Origin of the sequence: Haloparvum alkalitolerans (assembly GCF_050122995.1) — an archaeon.
Lineage (GTDB): Archaea > Halobacteriota > Halobacteria > Halobacteriales > Haloferacaceae > Haloparvum > Haloparvum alkalitolerans.
In genome coordinates, this window is the sequence record NZ_JBNLIA010000022.1 from 1 (window position 1) to 16,680 (window position 16,680).

General features: G+C 73.2%; 15 protein-coding genes and 1 pseudogene. 6 read left to right on the top strand and 10 right to left on the bottom strand.

The window, feature by feature from the left end:
- Positions 1-269: pseudogene (locus ACQE3L_RS15280) on the bottom strand (sodium-dependent transporter); the annotation flags it as partial.
- A 245-nt stretch (positions 270-514) separates the two neighbouring features.
- On the opposite strand from ACQE3L_RS15280, the gene ACQE3L_RS15285 reads away from it, so the two are divergent.
- A complete protein-coding gene (locus ACQE3L_RS15285; RefSeq protein WP_426964721.1) occupies positions 515-1,897 on the top strand; it encodes an NAD(P)/FAD-dependent oxidoreductase in 1,383 nt (460 codons plus the stop codon).
- Positions 1,898-1,984: 87 nt separating this feature from the next.
- Here the strand turns inward: ACQE3L_RS15285 and ACQE3L_RS15290 are convergent, their stop codons facing one another.
- The 4 genes from ACQE3L_RS15290 to ACQE3L_RS15305 all read right to left on the bottom strand — a co-directional run bounded on the left by ACQE3L_RS15290 (position 1,985) and on the right by ACQE3L_RS15305 (position 6,496).
- On the bottom strand, positions 1,985-2,683 hold the full coding sequence (locus ACQE3L_RS15290) for a halocyanin domain-containing protein (RefSeq protein WP_426964722.1): 699 nt from the start codon (positions 2,681-2,683) through the stop codon (positions 1,985-1,987).
- Positions 2,684-2,880: 197 nt separating this feature from the next.
- Positions 2,881-4,380, bottom strand: coding sequence for an amidophosphoribosyltransferase (gene purF, locus ACQE3L_RS15295; protein ID WP_426964723.1), 1,500 nt, complete (start codon positions 4,378-4,380; stop codon positions 2,881-2,883).
- Between the two features lie 88 nt (positions 4,381-4,468).
- Complete coding sequence (locus ACQE3L_RS15300) at positions 4,469-5,428, bottom strand: glycosyltransferase family 2 protein (RefSeq protein ID WP_426964724.1); 960 nt, start codon at positions 5,426-5,428, stop codon at positions 4,469-4,471.
- Between the two features lie 3 nt (positions 5,429-5,431).
- Entirely contained in the window at positions 5,432-6,496 is a 1,065-nt protein-coding gene (locus ACQE3L_RS15305; RefSeq protein ID WP_426964725.1) for a M20/M25/M40 family metallo-hydrolase, read from the bottom strand.
- Between the two features lie 89 nt (positions 6,497-6,585).
- Between ACQE3L_RS15305 and ACQE3L_RS15310 the strand changes: the two genes are divergently transcribed.
- The 3 genes from ACQE3L_RS15310 (at position 6,586) to ACQE3L_RS15320 (ending at position 9,025) form a co-directional block, all read left to right on the top strand.
- A complete protein-coding gene (locus tag ACQE3L_RS15310; RefSeq protein WP_426964726.1) occupies positions 6,586-6,918 on the top strand; it encodes a hypothetical protein in 333 nt (110 codons plus the stop codon).
- Between the two features lie 83 nt (positions 6,919-7,001).
- The gene (locus ACQE3L_RS15315) at positions 7,002-7,961 is read left to right on the top strand and encodes a zinc-dependent metalloprotease (RefSeq protein WP_426964727.1); all 960 of its coding nucleotides are present in this window, start codon (positions 7,002-7,004) and stop codon (positions 7,959-7,961) included.
- Between the two features lie 233 nt (positions 7,962-8,194).
- A complete protein-coding gene (locus ACQE3L_RS15320; RefSeq protein WP_426964728.1) occupies positions 8,195-9,025 on the top strand; it encodes a DUF7847 domain-containing protein in 831 nt (276 codons plus the stop codon).
- 50 nt (positions 9,026-9,075) lie between these two features.
- Here ACQE3L_RS15320 and ACQE3L_RS15325 read toward each other — a convergent pair whose 3' ends face one another.
- Positions 9,076-9,525 (bottom strand): UPF0179 family protein, encoded by a 450-nt coding sequence (locus ACQE3L_RS15325; protein ID WP_426964729.1) that lies wholly within the window; start codon positions 9,523-9,525, stop codon positions 9,076-9,078.
- A 116-nt stretch (positions 9,526-9,641) separates the two neighbouring features.
- Here ACQE3L_RS15325 and tmcA point away from each other — a divergent pair, with 116 nt between their 5' ends.
- Together tmcA and ACQE3L_RS15335 are read left to right on the top strand one after the other, a co-directional pair.
- Positions 9,642-11,993 carry a tRNA(Met) cytidine acetyltransferase TmcA gene (tmcA, locus tag ACQE3L_RS15330; protein WP_426964730.1) on the top strand — a complete coding sequence of 784 codons (2,352 nt, stop codon included), beginning with the start codon at positions 9,642-9,644 and terminating at the stop codon, positions 11,991-11,993.
- 92 nt (positions 11,994-12,085) lie between these two features.
- The gene (locus ACQE3L_RS15335; protein WP_426964731.1) at positions 12,086-12,577 is read left to right on the top strand and encodes a DUF456 domain-containing protein; all 492 of its coding nucleotides are present in this window, start codon (positions 12,086-12,088) and stop codon (positions 12,575-12,577) included.
- 31 nt (positions 12,578-12,608) lie between these two features.
- Here the strand turns inward: ACQE3L_RS15335 and ACQE3L_RS15340 are convergent, their stop codons facing one another.
- From ACQE3L_RS15340 to cofD, 4 genes are read right to left on the bottom strand one after another with little or no spacing between them, the layout of a single operon-like run.
- The gene (locus ACQE3L_RS15340) at positions 12,609-13,313 is read right to left on the bottom strand and encodes a DUF447 domain-containing protein (protein WP_426964732.1); all 705 of its coding nucleotides are present in this window, start codon (positions 13,311-13,313) and stop codon (positions 12,609-12,611) included.
- Entirely contained in the window at positions 13,310-14,185 is an 876-nt protein-coding gene (locus ACQE3L_RS15345; RefSeq protein WP_426964733.1) for a triphosphoribosyl-dephospho-CoA synthase, read from the bottom strand. The genes ACQE3L_RS15340 and ACQE3L_RS15345 overlap by 4 nt, the downstream gene beginning before the upstream one ends.
- Positions 14,182-15,051, bottom strand: coding sequence for a beta/alpha barrel domain-containing protein (locus ACQE3L_RS15350; RefSeq protein WP_426964734.1), 870 nt, complete (start codon positions 15,049-15,051; stop codon positions 14,182-14,184). Before ACQE3L_RS15350 ends, ACQE3L_RS15345 begins: the two co-directional genes overlap by 4 nt.
- Positions 15,048-16,049: a 2-phospho-L-lactate transferase gene (cofD, locus tag ACQE3L_RS15355; RefSeq protein ID WP_426964735.1), complete on the bottom strand. Its 1,002-nt coding sequence runs from the start codon at positions 16,047-16,049 to the stop codon at positions 15,048-15,050. Before cofD ends, ACQE3L_RS15350 begins: the two co-directional genes overlap by 4 nt.
- Between the last annotated feature and the right edge of the window lie 631 nt (positions 16,050-16,680).

A 16,680-nucleotide genomic window follows, 5' to 3' on the forward strand; every position in this document is an offset into this window, starting at 1 on the left:
CCCACCGCGCCCGCGAACTTCCAGTTCGGTGCTTCGAGCGCCTCGAAGGCGCCGATAGGGTTACGATTCGACCGTCGACCGATGACGAGTTCCACGAGCAGCACGGGGAGTCCGATCACGGCGACGAACAGCAGGTAGACGACGAGGAACGCCGCCCCGCCCGCCTCGCCGGTCAGGAAGGGGAACCGCCAGATGTTCCCCAGCCCGACGGCGCTGCCGACCGCCGCGAGGATGAAGCCGAGCCGCGTGGCCCACGTTTCACGTGCCATCGGTACGAGCTGACGTGCCACGCGCCCTATATACCTGTCCGTTCGCGGACGTTTTCGTCTGAGATGTGACAGCTATCGACGCGGAGTCCCACGATTATGGACACCAGTTCCCAATCACGATCGTTGATGGATATTTTTCTACGGCGCACCGACGCGGCCGGGACGCCTCGATTTCGTCCTCCGTGAGAGGGCGGGATACCCGTCCGTTCCGTGGGTTTAATAGCCTGACCGCGACGCTCACGTGTATGGAACGCGCAGACGTTGTGATCGTCGGCGGGGGACCCGCCGGCACCTCGGCGGCACACGCGGCCGCGAGCGGCGGCGCGGACGCGATCGTGTTGGAGAAGGGGGTCCCGCGAGCCGACCGCGAGGGCCTCGGTCCCGACTCGACGGACGCCGCCGGGATCCTCAACTACTGGGTCGACATCATGGGGATCCACCCCGACGAGTTCCCCGAGGGCGTCGTGCAGAACGAACTGGAGCGCGCGGAGTTCCGCGGGCCGGACGCCGGCTGTACGCTGTACAGCACCGGCATCGACTCCTCGTACGACGAGTTCGGCTACACCTTCCACCGCGCTCGGTTCGACGACTTCATGCGCGAACGAGCTGAGGACGCCGGCGCCGAGTACCGCGTGGAGGCGTCGGTCCGGAACGTGGAGTCGAGCGCCGCGGGCGACGACGACCCCCGTCACGTCGTCGAACTCGCAGACGGGAGCACCGTCGGCGGCGACTTCCTGATCCTCGCGGACGGCCCCCAGCGCACGGTGACGAACCGCGTGCTGGACCGCTACCTCCCCGACGGCGAGAAGGCCTCCGAGCGGCTCGCCTCTCGGGACGCCAACCACATCGCCTATCAGGAGTACCGACGGTTCCCCGAGGAACTGTACGAGGAGGTCGAGGACGCTATCGTCTTCTGGTGGGGGGTCATGCCCGGCGAGACCGCCTACCCGTGGGTGTTCCCGAACCGCGACCGCGTCTGCCGCGTGGGGCTCACGATGCCCATCGGGCTGGACCTCGACGCGGTCGAGGACCGGGAGGAGTACGAGCTCCTGCGGCCGGAGGACGACTCGGTCCCCTCCGGCTCGGAGTACGTCGAGCGCCTGCTGGAGTGGCAGTACGGCGACGAGTACGACGTCGAGGAGGACTTCCCGCTGGTCGAGGACGCCGGCAAGCGCGGGGGGACGGAGACGTACTCCATCTCCTCGACGCGCCCCATCGACTCCCCGACGGGCGCGGACGTCGCGGTCGCGGGCGGCGCCATGGGCACCACCTCCGCGTTCCACGAGGGCGGCGACCACGTCGCGGTGCGCACGGGCGCCATCGCGGGCGAACTCGCGGCCGCGGGCGACCTCTCGGCGTACAACCGGCGCTGGAAGGAGGCCATCGGCGACGAGATCCTTCGGAACGTGACGATGGCGGACATGGTGAAGGCGTACACCCCGAGCGACTGGAACAGGATCATCGGCGCCGCGAACACGATGCTGGCCGACGACTCCGACGAGGGCCTGCTCCGACGGGGGTACTCCGCCGGATGGGACGCGGCGAAGCTACTGCTCTCCTACAAGTGGAACAAGCGCAAGTGGCGCTCGTCGTACACGCAGATAACCGAGGACGAGTACGTCTACTGAGCGCCGACTGCCGAGGGCGGCCGGCGCCGCGCGCTTTTTCGACCCGATGCGACTCCGACAGGCGTCCCTCCGCGACCGGTCGACTCCCTACTCCGGTTCGATGTCCACGATGCCGAGTCCGACCGCGAACAGCAGGCCCGCGAAGCCGAGCGCCACCGCCAGTACGCCGGCGTCGTCGGCGGTCAGCGACGCCGCGGCGCTCCCGCCGTCGCCGCCGGCGCCCCCGGCGCTCTCGTTCGTCGCGGTTCCGGTCGACTCGCCGCCCTCTCCGCCGCCCGACTCGGTTCCGCCACCGCCGCCGCTTCCGGGTTCGATCAGTTCGTCGTCGGTCTCGCCGACGGCGACGGCGCCCTTCATCCCGACCGCGCGGTGCGGGTCGCAGTAGTACAGGAACGTGTCGCCCGACTCGGCGTCGTCGAACGTGTGCTCGAAGGTGTGGCCCGCCTCGCCGGTGAGCTCCGACTCGAAGCCGTCGCCCTCGGTGACGACGTTGTGGTCGCCGCCCTCGCCGGTCCACTCCCAGACGACGGTCGCGCCGGGGTCCACGAGGATCGCGGCCGGTTCGAACTGCAGGCCGCCGCCGGCGCCGACCGCGACGGTCACCTCGTCCTGTCCGGTGTAGTCGTAGGTGCCCTCGTAGTTGTCCACGTCCTCGAACCAGCCGTCGTACTGCGCGGCGGCGGTGCCGGCGCCCGCGGCCAGCCCGGTCGCGGCCGCGGCCCCCGCCGCGCCCGCACGCAGGAACCCTCGTCGCCCCACTCGCGTGTCGGTGTCTGGTCGGCTCATACCTGCACGTTCGCGTGACGGGCGCAATAAGGGTCCGGTCGTTCCCACGTCGTGAAAAGCGGCCGCGGGCGGCGTCGGTCGGTGCGCGTCGCCCGGCGGCGCGACCGGGGACAGAAATCCTCCAGCGACGCGGCCGGGGACAGAAATCCTCCAGCGACGCGGCCGGGCACAGAAACCCCCCGACAGCGTGACCCGGGTCAGTCCCCGGCCGATTCCGGCGCGTCGATGACGGGGCGGGCCACGTCGCGGTCGGTCGCCTCGTCGGGCACGTCGAAGGGGTACTCGCCGGTGACACAGCCCAGACACAGGTCGGCCCGCGAGGCGTCGAGCGCCTCGGCGACCGCGTCGATCGAGAGGTACGACAGCGAATCCGCGCCGACCGCCTCGCGGATCTCCTCGGTGGACCGGTCGGCGGCGATGAGCTCCTCGCGCGTCGCCATGTCGATGCCGAAGTAGCAGGGCGCGATTATCTGCGGCGCGCCGATCCGCAGGTGGACCTCCTCCGCGCCCGCCTCCTTGACGAGTTCCACCAGCTGCGTCGAGGTCGTCCCGCGGACGATGGAGTCGTCGATGATGGTGACCGTCTTCCCCTCGACGGTGGACTTGATCGGGTTGAGCTTCAGCCGCACGGCGCGCTCCCGCTCGTCCTGCGTCGGCATGATGAACGTCCGGCCGACGTAGCGGTTCTTCATCAGTCCCTCCGCGAACTCGACGCCCGGTTCGTCGCCGCGCGGCTCCCCGTCCGCGGTCGTCTCGTTGGCGGCGTCCGCGTAGCCGGAGGCGAACGCGCGCCCGGAGTCGGGGACGGGCATCACCACGTCCGTCTCCACGCCCGACTCCTGCCAGAGGTGCCGGCCGAGTTCGCGGCGCACCTCGTAGACGAGCCCCCCGTCGATGACGGAGTCCGGGCGCGCGAAGTAGACGTGTTCGAAGAAGCAGTGGGCGGTGCGGTCCTCCTGGACGAGCTGATAGGTGTCGTACCCCTGTCCGTCGGGTTCGAGGACGACGAGTTCGCCCGGTCGCACGTCCCGGATCAGCTCGCCGTCGAGCGTGTCGATGGCGGCCGACTCCGAGGCGAGCACGTAGCCGTCCTCCAGCTCGCCGAGACACAGCGGCCGGTTCCCCTTCGGGTCGCGGACGCCGAGGACGGTGTCGTCGTGCATGATCGCCAGCGAGTAGGAGCCGTGGATGCGCCCCATCGTGCGCTTGACCGCGCGGACGAGGTCCTCGTCGAGCAGGTTGCGCGCGAGGTCGTGCGCGATGGCCTCGGTGTCGCCGTCGGACGTGAACGCGTGGCCGAGCGCGGCCAACTCCTCGCGCACCTCCGCGGCGTTGACGAGGTTGCCGTTGTGCGAGAGCCCGAGCGAGCCCGACTTGAACGAGACGGAGAAGGGCTGCGCGCAGGACTTGTCCAGACTACCGGCGGTCGGGTAGCGGACGTGGCCGATGCCGGTCGAGCCGCTGAGCGACTCGAGGTCCGACTCGTCGAAGGCGTCGCCGACCAGGCCGCGCTCGACGTGGCCGTGCTGCTGGAAGCCGTCGTGCGTGACGATGCCGGCCGACTCCTGGCCGCGGTGCTGGAGCGCGTACAGCGCGTAGTACAACGGTCTGGCCGCCTCCCGCTCGGCGAGCGAGACGCCGACGACGCCGCACTTCTCGCGCGGTTCGTCGCCCGCCTCGACCCCTCGGGGTTCCATGCGCGAGGCTGGGTCGGGAATCGGTAAAAACCCTCTTGTTCGTGGTCCCTTTGCTCCTTCCTTCGACCACAGATATGCATGAATGTGGTTATTGGCCGTCGTCCGGCGGTCCACGGTCGACGACCGCCACGTCGTCCCGCGCCCGCCAGCGGTACCGGCGGCCGCCCCAGCGGAAGGTCCGGCGCGCGAGGCCGTACGCGAGCAGGAGCGGCGCGGCGAGCATCGCGGGATACGCCAGCAGCGCGGTCCAGCGCCGAACGCCGAGGACCGCGTACACGCCGGTCAGCAGTAGCGTGGCGACCACCAGCGTCGGGAGCGGGAACGCGACGCCGGCCGCGGCCCCGACCGCGGCGAGCGCGGCCGACCCGACCATCCCGCGCGGGTCGTGGAACCGGATGATCTTCACGAAGCGGACGTGCCGCTCCAGCGTCGCCCGCAGGCTCCCGCCGGCGGGGACGCGCCGCGTCCGGCCCACCGGCGTCACGTCCACGTGCTCGCTCAGCGTCCCGTCGTCGCTCACGGCCGAGCGCAGGTCCCGCCGGAACGCGGCCTCGTCGAGGTCCGCACGGTCGAAGACGACGGCGCCCGCCCACGCGATGCCGCCCGCCCGCACCGACAGCGACCCGCCGAGCGCGTTCATCGGCTCGAGGAACGTCGAGAGCGGGTCCTTCCCCGCGAAGAACGGGACTTCGGTGGTCGGCCCCCGCGCCTCGTAGTCGTCCAGCAGCGTCGAGATCCACGCCGGCGGGTGGTCGAAGTCGTCGTCCGTCCAGACGATCCGGTCGTGAGTCGCCGCTTCCATCCCCACCGCGATGGCGTTGGCCTTCCCGGAACAGCCCTCGGGCTCGCCGGCCAGCACGATCCGGACGCCGTCGGGGAGCGTCTCGTCGTCGCGGCGGGCCGCCACGGGGTCGGACGCGTCGTCGCAGACGACGAGCAGTTCGTCGTCCGCTCGGAGCTGGGCGGCCACCTGGTCGCAGGCGTCGGTCCACCGGACGGTCGGGAGCAGCACGCTCGCTGGCGGTCCGTCGGCGGAGGCACTGGGCACGGGTCAGACCTCGACCGCGAACCCCTCGCGGCCGGCGGCGCGCTCCGCCATCGCGGCCAGCAGCTCCGCGACAGCGACGAGGTCCCCGGTGTCGACGACTTCGACCGGCGTGTGCATGTAGCGGTTCGGGATGGAGACGTTCAGCGAGGGGACGCCCGACCGCGAGGTGAAAAAGGCGTCCGCGTCGGTGCCGGTCCGGGTGCCCGCGGCCTGCAACTGCACGTCCACGTCGGCCGCCTCGGCCGCCTCGCGCGCGAGGGTGACGAGTTCGGGGTGGTTGGCGCTCCCGCGCGTGACGACCGGCCCCTCCCCGAGTTCGACCGGGCCGCGCCGCTTCGTCGCCACGTCCGGGTTGTCCGTCGCGTGGGTCACGTCGACCGCGACGAAGGCGTCCACCTCCTCGCGGTCGAAGCCGACCATCCGCGCCCCGTTGAGGCCGACCTCCTCCTGTACGGTGGAGACGGCGTAGACGGTCGCGTCGGCGTCGGCCTCGCTCGCGCGCCGGAGGGCCTCCGCGGCGGTCCACGTCCCCGTCCGGTTGTCGATCCCGCGCGCGGCGATGCGGTCGCCGGCGAGGTCCTGCACGGTCGTCGAGAAGGTGACGGGGTCGCCGACCTCCACGAGTTCGCGCGCGTCCTCGTCGCTGTCGGCGCCCACGTCGACGAACTGCGCGCTGATGTCCTCGAACTCGTCCTCGCTCGGGTCCCGGAGGTGGATCGCGGTCTGCCCGATCACGCCCTGGACCGGCTCGTCGGCGTGGACGGTGACGTGCTGGCCCTTCGAGACGGTGCGGTCGCTCCCGCCGACCGGCGCGATCCGGAGGAAGCCGTCCTCCGTCACGTCGCGGACGATGAACCCGATCTCGTCCGCGTGGCCGGTGAACGCCAGCGTCGGTCCCTCGCCGGACCCCTCGTGGACCGCGACCGCGTTGCCGTAGGCGTCGGTCTCCACTTCGTCCGCGAACTCGCGGACGTACGCCGTCCAGACGCGCTGGCCGGCGGTCTCGAAGCCGGAGGGGCTCGGCGTCTCCAGCAGGTCGGTGAGGAACGCGCGCCGTGACTCGTGCATGCCCGGGGGCTCGAACGGGGAAGCAATGAAGCCGGCGCTCGGCAGGGCGCGCCAGCACCGTTAAACCCGCGCCGGACGAAACGCACCACATGGCCGACAAATCCTTCACGCTGTTGCAGATCAGGCTCGGCGACGGCGACGTGCAGATCGGGCCAAAATCGCTCGGTGCGGGGCGGACCGCCGACGCCGCGGACGGGGCCGACGGGGCCGAATCGACCGGCGACTCGGACGTCGAAACCCGGTCGTGTCCCTGCCCGATGTGCGCGGACGGCTGCGACTGTCCCGCCTGCACGCTCGGCAAGGGCGCGCTCCTCGTCGGCGTCCTCGCCGCGCTGGCGGTGGCGGCGTGGAAGCTCCTCGGCGGCGGCGAGTTCGAGGACCTCGAGGCCGTCGAGGAGGAGGTCGAGGAACTGGTCGACTGAGGGAGACGGCCGAGGGAACCCGCCGACCGCATCGCCGCCCGCTTCGACGCAAGGGCTTTGCGTCGCGCGACCCGAATCCCTCCATGAACTTGCTTCGGAGCGTCCGCGCGGTGACGGCCGCCTCCGGCGACGGCGTCGTCGACTGGGACCGGGCGGCGGAGGCCGCGAAGGCCGGCACCGACCCGGGGACGCTCGACCTCCCGCCCGCGGAGCGCGAGGGCTACGCGACCGACGTGCGCGACGCCCGCGACCGCCTTCGGGAGACCGCGGACGTGGCCTTCGACGTGCCCGAGACCGTCGAGATCCAGAACCGCCACCACTGGATCGACGCCAACCTCGACACGTTCCGCGCGGTGATGGCGCCGCTTTCGGACCGCGCCGCGCCCCTGCTCCCGGACGCCTCCCGCGTCGCCAACACCGGGACCATGGCGGTGATGCTCGGCTTCCTCGGCAGGAACGTCCTCGGCCAGTACGACCCCCTGCTGTTGGCGGACGACCCCGACGCCGCTCACGGGCTCTACTTCGTCCACCCGAACATCGTGGACGCGGCCGAGGAGTTGGACGTCGACTACCCGCGCTTCCGGCGCTGGATCGCGTTCCACGAGGTGACCCATGCCGCGGAGTTCGGCGCCGCGCCGTGGCTCCCCGAATACCTCGAAACCCGCATGGAGGAGGGCGTGCTCGCGCTGACCGACGGCGCGCTCGACCGCGAAGCGTTCCGCGAACTCGACGCCGCGATGACCGCGGTGGAGGGCTACGCGGAGCTCCTGATGGACCACGCGTTCGACGACGAGTACGCGGACCTCCGGCGCAAGCTCGACGCCCGCCGACAGGGCGGCGGTCCCGTCGCGAAGCTCGTCCGGCGACTGCTCGGACTCGGGCTGAAGCGCCGGCAGTACGAGCGCGGCGCCGCCTTCTTCGAGGCGGTCGCGGAGCGCCGGAGCCTCGCCGCGGCCGGCGCGGTGTGGGAGCGCCCCGAGAACCTCCCGACGGACGCCGAACTCGACCATCCCGAGACGTGGCTGTTGCGCGTCGACCCCTGATCGGACCGGGTGCGGCGGCGGTTGCGACGGTGGCGGCGGTTACGACGGTGGCGACGGTGGCGGTTGCGACGGCGACGGTTGCGACGGCGACGGTTGCGACGATTGCGGCGCGTTCTCGGTCCGAGTAACGGACCGTCCGAGGTCCCGTCTCGTCGCTCCCCGTTCGACACCGGTCGGTCTGTTCGGGACTCCCTACTACCCATCCTTTTGTATGAGTGCGCTGACGGGTTTCCATGGCGGTCGTCGATGCCCTCCGCGAGAGCCCGAGCGCTCTCCGCAGAAATCCGGTCGTACTGGTCCCCGTGATCCTGCTCGCGGCGCTGCAGCTTCCACAGCTCGCCCTGCAGGCGGTGAACCCGATCCTCGGGGCGGTGGTCTCGCTCGTCGTCTCGGTCGGGATCGTCTTCCTCGTCCCGTTCTTCCAGGGCGGCATCGTCGCGATGGCGGACGAGGCGATCGACGGTCGGACGTCGCTGGACACGTTCGTCGCGGCCGGAAAGTCGAACTACGTCTCCATCTTCGGCGCGTACCTCGCCCTGCTCGGGATCAACCTCGCGCTGGGCGTCGTCACGATCGTCGCGAGCGCCTTCGTCGGAACCGGCGTGCTCGCGATGGCGCAGGGCGGCTCCTCCGGCGCCGGCGGGATCGGCGTGCTGGCGATCCTCGGAATCGTCGCGGTCGGGTTCCTCGTGTACCTGCTGGTCGCGTTCTTCCTGCAGTTCTACGGCCACGCCATCGTCCTCGAGGACCTCGGGGCGGTCGACGGCCTGAAACGGAGCGCGGCCCGCGTCCGCCACAACCTGCTCGCCACGTTCGGCTACATGCTCCTCAGCGGCGTCGTCGGGGGCGGGGTCGGGCTCCTGTTCGGCGTCCTGTCCCTGCTGACGACGCCGGGAGCGACGGCGGGCGCCGGCATCGACGTCCCGGTCGCCGCGGTGGTCGTCGTCGCGGTCGTCGCCGTCGCCGCGACCGGCGTGGTCGGCGCTTTCCTCGGCATCTTCTCGGTCGCCGTCTACCGGCGGCTCCCGCTGCCGGGCGAAGCGTCGGCGTCCGATCGGCGCTGACAGGCCGACCCACAGGTCTCGGGGCGGCGCTTACGGCGCGTGCTCCCGACTCACTCGTCCTCCGGCGCGAACTCCACGAGCGTCAGGTCACGGTCGAGGTAGCAGGTGTCGTGAGGGGGCTCGCCGAGCACCTGCTTCACCTTCCGGTCCTCGTCGAAGTCCGCGCCCTCGGGGACGCAGTACTGGTGGCTCGGGCACTCGGTGTGCGGACAGGGGCCGGCCAGCGAGGTCTTGCTCCCGGCGTACGCCTCGCGCGAGGGGACGTTCGCGGGCACGGAGGTCGGCTCGACCTCGACCGCGCGGACGCCGGCGTCGTGGACGGCACACTCCAGCGTCTGCGCGTTCTCGCGGACGCCGGTGATTCGGTAGCGCGTCCCCTCAGAGAGGTTGAGACACTGGCTCCGGTACGGACAGCCCTCACAGCCCGGCGCCTCGCCGCCGTAGACGAACTCCCGGCCGACGTCCGCGAGCCGCGTCCCGACGAGCGTGATGGAGGTCATGCCGGAGAGAACGAACGCCCCGGCGTTAAGCCTCCCGCCTCGGTGTCCGTCCGCGGCGATCCGAACCGCACCGCGGAAGCGAAGAGCCAAAGCCCGCCCCGACCGAGGGCGGGACCATGACCACGGACGGAGACGTCGTCGCCGAGCTCGCGGCGGACCTCCGCGCGGAGGCCGAGCGCAGCGACGAGCGCCGCGTCCTCGTGCTGGCGGGCGCCCGCGAGGCCGGCACCGACGCCGCCTTCGACGCCGTCGCGGGGGCGGGGATCGCGGACGACGCCATCACTATCGTCTCGACGCGCGAAGGGTTCCGGTTCGACCGGGTCGCGCCCCGAGGCGCCGGCTCCCTCCTCGGGAGCACCCGCGAGGCGGTGATCCTCGACTGCCACGACTACTTCGCGCCGAACGCGCTCGGGCGCGTCGTCGGGGCGGTCGACGGCGGCGGCCTGCTCGTCCTGCTGACGCCCCCGCTCGAGGAGTGGCCCGCCGTCCGGGATGGCTTCGACGAGACGCTCGCGGTGCCGCCGTTCGACGTCGACGACGTGACCGGTCGCTTCCGCGAGCGCTTCGTCGACACGCTCCGACAGCATCCCGGCATCGGGGTCGTCGACGTGGACGCCGCCCCGCCGGCGGTCGAGCGCGACGGACTCACCGATCCGCCGGAGCGCGCGACCGGCCGGGACCGACTCGCCGCGGACCGCGCCGCGCCCGCCGACGCCGCCTTCCCCGCGGCCGCCTACGAGGCGTGTCTGACCGCGGACCAGGGGCGCGCGCTCCGGGCGTTCGAGCGCCTGCGGGCGCCCGGCGCCGCGGTCGTCGTGGAGTCGGACCGCGGTCGCGGGAAGTCGAGCGCCGCCGGACTCGCGGCCGGGTCGCTGGCCGCCGAGGGCCGGGACGTGCTCGTCACCGCCCCCGCGTTCAGAAACGCGGCCGAGGTGTTCGAGCGCGCGCGGACGCTGGTCGACGCGGTCGGCGAACGTGCCGGCGGTGGTGCGGCCGAGGGCGACGAGGGGGCAACGACCGACGACCGCCGGATCGAGACGCGGGCCGGCGGGGTCATACGCTTCGCGTCCCCGGCGACCGCGGCGGACCTCGTGGCGGGCGAGGCCGGGGGCAGCGGGGCGACCGCCCCCGGCGATATGCCGGACGCCGTGATCGTCGACGAGGCGGCCGCGGTCCCGGTCCGCCTGCTGACGCGCCTGCTCGCCGCCCGGTCGGTCGCCTTCTGCACGACGGTCCACGGCTACGAGGGCGCGGGGCGGGGGTTCTCGGTCCGGTTCACGGACCGGCTCGCGTCGAGCGACCTGGCGGTCACGGAGCGGCGGCTCGAGGAGCCGATCCGCCACGCGCGCGACGACCCCGTGGAGGGGTGGGCGTTCCGCGCGCTCATGCTCGACGCGCGGCCCGCGGTCGACGCGGCCGTCGCGGACGCGACGCCGGAGGACGCCGCGTACCGCGCGCTCGACGCCGACGACCTGCTGGCCGACGAGCACCTGCTCGGCGAGGCGTTCGGGCTGCTGGTGCTCGCACACTACCGCACCGAGCCGAACGACCTCGCGCGACTGCTCGACGCGCCGAACCTCTCGGTGCGCGCGCTGCTGTTCGAGGGGCACGTCGTCGCCGTCGATCTGCTGGCGCGCGAGGGGGCCCTCCCGAAGGACCTCCGGACGTCGATGTACGAGGGGTCTCGCGTCCGCGGGAACATGGTTCCTGACGTGCTGACGAGCCAGCTCCGCGACGAGGACGCGGGCGAGCCCCGCGGGCTCCGGACGATGCGCATCGCGACCCATCCCGCGCTCCGCGATTCGGGGTTCGGCACGCGGCTGCTCGAGGCCGTCCACGACGAGTTCGCGCCGGAGATGGACTACTTCGGCGTCGGCTACGGCGCGACGCCGCGACTGCTTCGGTTCTGGCGCCGCGCGGGCTACCGGACGGTCCACGTCTCCACGACGAGAAACGACGCCTCCGGCGAGTACTCCGCGGTGATGGTCCGGCCGGAATCGACCGCCGGCGAGGCGCTTCTGGACAGACACGCCGCCGCGCTGCGGGACCGCCTCCGCGACTCGCTGTCGGACGCCCACCGCGACCTCGACCCGGACGTGGCCCGGGCGGCGCTCCGGGCCTGTCCGGCGAAGCCGGAGCTCTCGCTGTCCGCGCGCGACTGGCGCGGCGTCGTCGGCGCCTCCTACGGCCCGGGGATGTACGACGCCGCAGTCGGCGCGTTCCGCGACCTCGCGCTCGCGCACCTGCTGGACCGCGAGGCCGCTCGCGCCGGCGACCTCTCTCCCCGCGAGGAGCGCCTGCTCGTCGCGAAGGTGCTTCAGGGCCGCGCGTGGGACGCGGTCGCGGACCGCCTCGACTACGTCTCGACCGGCCAGTGCATGCGCGCGCTCGGCGACGCGGCGAAGCCCCTGGTGGACCGCTACGGCGACGAGACCGCGCACGCGGAACGGGACCGGTTCGCGGAGTAGCCGACCGAGGCGGGACAGGGACGGAGGGACGGCCGGACAGAAAGGCGACCTTCGACGGGACCCCTTATGTCCCCGCGGGAGGTACCACGTCCATGGTCGAACCGGCCACGCTCGTCACGGGAGTCACGCTCGCGCTCCTGCTCGGGGGCGTCGTCGGGAGCGTCGTCCCGATGCTTCCTTCCGGCCTCCTGTCGCTCGCGGGCGTCGGCGTGTACGCGGTCTGGGGGGCCGAGGGGATCGGTCCGCTCCTCCTCGCGAGCCTCGTCCTCGTCGCGCTGGCGGCCGCGGTGCTGGAGCAGTTCGCCGGGCCGCTGACCGCCCGCGCCACCGGCGCGTCGACGCGAACGATGCTGATCGCGGCCGGCGCGGGCGTCCTGCTGTTCTTCGTCACCGGCCCGGTCGGCATCCTGATCGGCTCGTTCGGGGCGGTGCTCCTGCTGGAACTCCACCGCGGCGAGACCGGCGAGGACGCCGTCCGGCGCGCGGGCTACACGGTGCTCGGGATGCTCGGCTCCGCGGTCATGCAGGTCCTGCTGACGGGGTCGGTGCTGGCGGGATTCGTGCTGTTCGTGCTGGTGCTGTAGCGGAGGGGTCGGCGGACAGCCGGACCGGCCGTCAGTCGCCGCCGTCCAGCCGGTCGCGCCAGCCGGTCGCGTCGTCGATCCGGGCGAACGCCTCGCGCTCGCGGGGGCCGCCGCAGCGTTCGACCGTCTCCGCGAAGTAGCGAAGCCTGTCGAGCAGGGTCGCCTCGTCGAAACTCGGCACGTCCAGCCGCGAGGCCGCGACCGTCGCGTCGATCACCGCGCCGAAGCCGCGGTTGATCGTGGGCACGCGCTCGTCGAGCACGGCGCTCTCGACCGGCGCCAGCGCCCACTCCCTGATCGTCGTCCCGTTCTCCTCGCGGGCGTCGACCCGCTCGACCGCCACCTCGACCCACGCGTCCGCGTTCGGGAGCACCGGCGCCTCGGTCTCCCGGATCGTCAGCGCGGCGTCCACGAACTCGCGCGGGTCGCTCGTGAACTGGACGACGCCCCGGCCGCGATCGGTGAAGTTGCGCCACGTCCGCGTCCGGCCGTAGGTCCGCGCGGTGACGCGGTCGCGGGCGGCGGCGCGTTCTCCTCCGTCCGCTCCGCCCTTTCCGCCCTTTCCGCCCGCTCCGCCCTCGGGCGCGTGGAGTCCGAGCGCGGCGTGGTTCCACAGGTCGTTCGGCCCGCGCGTGGCGACGACGGACTCGGTCACGCCGCGCAGGTCGACCGGCCAGCCGGCGTCGGCGAGGTCGGCGCCGTCGGAGTCGGCGTCGGAGTCGGCGTCGCGGGTCACGCGTCCAGCCCCCGTCGGAGCGCGACGAACAGCGCGGCGCAGGTGAGGTCGGCGGTCGTTCCGGGATTGACCCCCTCCGCGACGAGTTCCTCGGCCAGTTCCGCCGCCGCGTCGAGGTCGCCGCGGACCGCCATCGCGCGCTGTGACACCTCGCGGGCGACTGCTTCCCCGTGGTTCGTCGCGACCAGCGTGTCCGGCTCGGCCGCGAGCAGGTCCACGAAGACGTGCGCCGCCCGCTCGCCGACGGCCCCGTCCATCGATAGCAGGGAGTCGGCGGCATCGAACGTCCGCGGGAAGCCCTCGACCCACTCCTGTGCGTTCCGGTCCGGGACCCCCTCCTCCGGCGCGGCCGAGAGCCCCATCACGTCCGCCAGCGTGAGTCCGCGCTCGCGGAGGGCCGGCTCCGCCGCCGCCCCCCGGCGAACGTCGAGGGCCGGGGCGTCCGCGGGCGGGTCGCCGACGGCCACGTCCACGCGGTCGAAGGCGCGGTAGAACGCGACCGCGTCGTCGACGGTCGTGCCCGCGACCACCTCCTCGACGGCCGCCGGGGTGAGCGCGCCGTCGCCGGTCTCCGCGGCCGCCCGCACCAGCGGCACCAGCAGGAGCAGGCAGCCGAACTGCGTGTTCTCGCCCGCTCGGGCGTGCATGCCCGCGACCGCCTCTTCGAAGGCGGCGCCGACCGGCGCTCCCGCGGCGGCGCGGTCCAGTCCCGCCCCGGCCCCGACCGCGCCGGCGAGGAACTGCTCGAACCGGAGGTCGGGGAGGTCCCGCGCCCGGTCGACGTTCCCGGGCTTCGGGGTGCCCGCGACCTCCAGCAGCAGCGCGAGGCGCGCGTCGTCGGCCGGGTCTCCGGAGCGGTCGCGGTCGGTCACGGCGGCGCCTCCCGGGAGTCGCCCGCATCCGGCCCCGCGTCCGTCAGGTCCGCCACGGCGGACGCGACGCGGTCCAGCGCCGCGCCGTCCGCGTCCGGTGCGGTCGGCCGGCCGACGCTCACCGCGTCCGCGCCGTGGGCGAGGTACTCGCGGACCGTCGCGCGGTCGCGCACCTCGTTGTTGGCTATCACGAACGGGCGTTCGGACCGGTCGGATCCCTCGCCCGCCCGCTCGCGGAGCGCGTCGACCACGTCGCCCACGACCGCCTCCGAATCCATCGCGTCGACGTGGACGAGGTCGGCGCCCGCCTCGGCGACCGCGACGGCGACCGCCGGCAGGTCGACGCCCGGCACCTCCGCGCGGACCTTCACGCTCACCGTCGCGCCGGCGCCGGCGGCCGCTCGGACGTGCTCCCGGAGCCGGGCCGGCTCTCGGAGCAGGCGCTCGCCGCAGCCGACGGCGCACAGCTCCGGCTGGCGGCAGTGTGCGTTCACCTCCGCGATGGCGCCGCGGTCCGCACAGACGCGGGCCGCTTCGCGGAGCGGCTCCGGCGTCGCGCTCCGGAGGTTCACCGCGGGGCGGAGGTCGGCGCCGGCCCCGGACTCCTCGAGCGCGGCGAGCTGGTCGTCGACGAACGCGACCGGGTCAGCCGGCAGGAACTCCTCGCGGTCGCGGGCGACGAGGTCGCGCGCGGCCGCCCGACTCGGGGGGTCGAGCGAGACGCCGCCGAGGAACGCACAGCCCACCCGGTCCGCGACCGCTCGCGCCCACGCGGCGTCCGCGACGCCGCTGAGGCTGGCGGCCGCCAGCGGCGGATCGAAGGGGCGACCGCGGCGACCCCGGCCCGAGCGAGCGGCTCCGGTCACGCGACCGCCCCCGCCCGCTCCAGCGCCTCGCGGCACGCCCGCGCGACGCGCTCGGCGTCGTCGGCGTCCGCGATGGCGGTGTCGGTCCTGACCGTCGGTCGGTCCAACTCGGTCCCGTCGGCGTCGTCGAGCACGAACGCGTCCGCGAAGGGGTAGGCGTCGGCGACGCCGGCCGTGGAGGGGTCCCGCCCGGTCCCCCGCATCAGGTCCGCGACCGGGCCCGAGAAGGCCTCGTCCTCCACGAACGGCGAGACCGCGACGACCGGCGTCTCGCGGAGCGCCGCTTCGACGCCCGGGAGCGCGAGCATCGGCCCGATGCTCGTGACCGGGTTCGAGGGGCCGATCACGACCGGGTCGCGGAGGGCGGCCTCGAACGCCGGCGAGGGGTCCGCGGCGGCCGCGCCGCGAAACTCCACGTCCTCGACGGCGGGTTCGGCGCGGCGCGCGACCCAGTACTCCTGGAAGTGGAGCGGGCCCGCCGGCGTGTGGACGATGGTGGCGACCGGGTCGTCGGACATCGGCACGAGGTCCACGTCGAGGTCGAACGCGTCCGCGAGCGTGCGCGTGACCTCCGTGAGCGTGTGGCCCTCGTCGAGCAGGCTCGTCCGGGTAACGTGCACCGCGCGGTCGCGGTCGCCGATCTCCATGAACTCGGCGACGCCGGAGAAGCGCCGCCAGCGCGCGATGTCGCGGCCGGCGGTCTGCGCCTCGTCGGCGAGGTAGCGCGGGCCGTCGGCCAGCCCCGCGGCGTCCGCGATCCGGCGGAGTTCGTCGTGTGTCGCCGTCGTGTCGTCCGCGATCCCCCACCACGTCTCGCGGTCGAGGACGCCCCCGCCGTGGAACAGCACCGTGTCGACGTCGGGGCAGACGAGGTGCCCGCCGAGCTCCACGTCGTCGCCCGTGTTGCCGACGACCGTCACGTCGGCGGGGTCCCACAGGCGCGTCGCTCCGTCGAGGAGCTTCGGCGTCCCCGTGCCGCCGGCGAGGAAGGTGACCATACGGATGGATGGACGCGGGGAGATTTGTAACCTGCCCTCCGCGACGACGGACCGTCACTGTCGGCCATCCTGTCCGAGGGCGATACTGAGTGTCACACACGAGTTCAGACACCTCGCTTTTCTAAAACTCGTGGCGGTGTGGTGCTGTGCGGTCGCGGAGCGGTGCGGTTGCGGTGCTGTGCTGTCGGCGCGCGCCGCGGCGACCGCGGAGCGTGTCGCCGCGACCGCGCGAGGTCGCCAGCGCGCTACTGCACGCTGGCTGCTCGAAAATCTCCGATTTTCGGGGGAGGCGGTGGCGCGGCCGCATTGCGGTGTCTCCGGCGCGCCACTGCACGCCGGAGACCAGCGGGACGCGGTTTGTCCCGCGCTGCGGTTTCGCGGCCGCGCCACCGCCGAGGCTGGGGAGGTGTGAGGCTGTGGTGCGGTTGCGGGGCGGTGCGGGGGGTGGGACTGAAAGGGGCAGTCGGCTCGAACCCGCCCGGACGACGCAAGCACCGCAGCGGGCTGTGTCTCCAGCGCGCTACCGCACGCTGGAGGCTAGCGAGACGCGGGTTGTCTCGCCAAGCGGAGAGCGAGGAGCGCAGCGAGGGTCCCGCGAGGAACGAGCGGGACGACGGCAGTCGCAGCCCGG

Bases quoted from the DNA above. Each gene is read 5' to 3' on its own strand.
- ACQE3L_RS15285 (WP_426964721.1), top strand. From the start codon at position 515: ATGGAACGCGCAGACGTTGTGATCGTCGGCGGGGGACCCGCCGGCACC.
- ACQE3L_RS15290 (WP_426964722.1), bottom strand. From the start codon at position 2,683: ATGAGCCGACCAGACACCGACACGCGAGTGGGGCGACGAGGGTTCCTG.
- purF (WP_426964723.1), bottom strand. From the start codon at position 4,380: ATGGAACCCCGAGGGGTCGAGGCGGGCGACGAACCGCGCGAGAAGTGC.
- ACQE3L_RS15305 (WP_426964725.1), bottom strand. From the start codon at position 6,496: ATGCACGAGTCACGGCGCGCGTTCCTCACCGACCTGCTGGAGACGCCG.
- ACQE3L_RS15310 (WP_426964726.1), top strand. From the start codon at position 6,586: ATGGCCGACAAATCCTTCACGCTGTTGCAGATCAGGCTCGGCGACGGC.
- ACQE3L_RS15315 (WP_426964727.1), top strand. From the start codon at position 7,002: ATGAACTTGCTTCGGAGCGTCCGCGCGGTGACGGCCGCCTCCGGCGAC.
- ACQE3L_RS15320 (WP_426964728.1), top strand. From the start codon at position 8,195: ATGGCGGTCGTCGATGCCCTCCGCGAGAGCCCGAGCGCTCTCCGCAGA.
- ACQE3L_RS15325 (WP_426964729.1), bottom strand. From the start codon at position 9,525: ATGACCTCCATCACGCTCGTCGGGACGCGGCTCGCGGACGTCGGCCGG.
- tmcA (WP_426964730.1), top strand. From the start codon at position 9,642: ATGACCACGGACGGAGACGTCGTCGCCGAGCTCGCGGCGGACCTCCGC.
- ACQE3L_RS15335 (WP_426964731.1), top strand. From the start codon at position 12,086: ATGGTCGAACCGGCCACGCTCGTCACGGGAGTCACGCTCGCGCTCCTG.
- cofD (WP_426964735.1), bottom strand. From the start codon at position 16,049: ATGGTCACCTTCCTCGCCGGCGGCACGGGGACGCCGAAGCTCCTCGAC.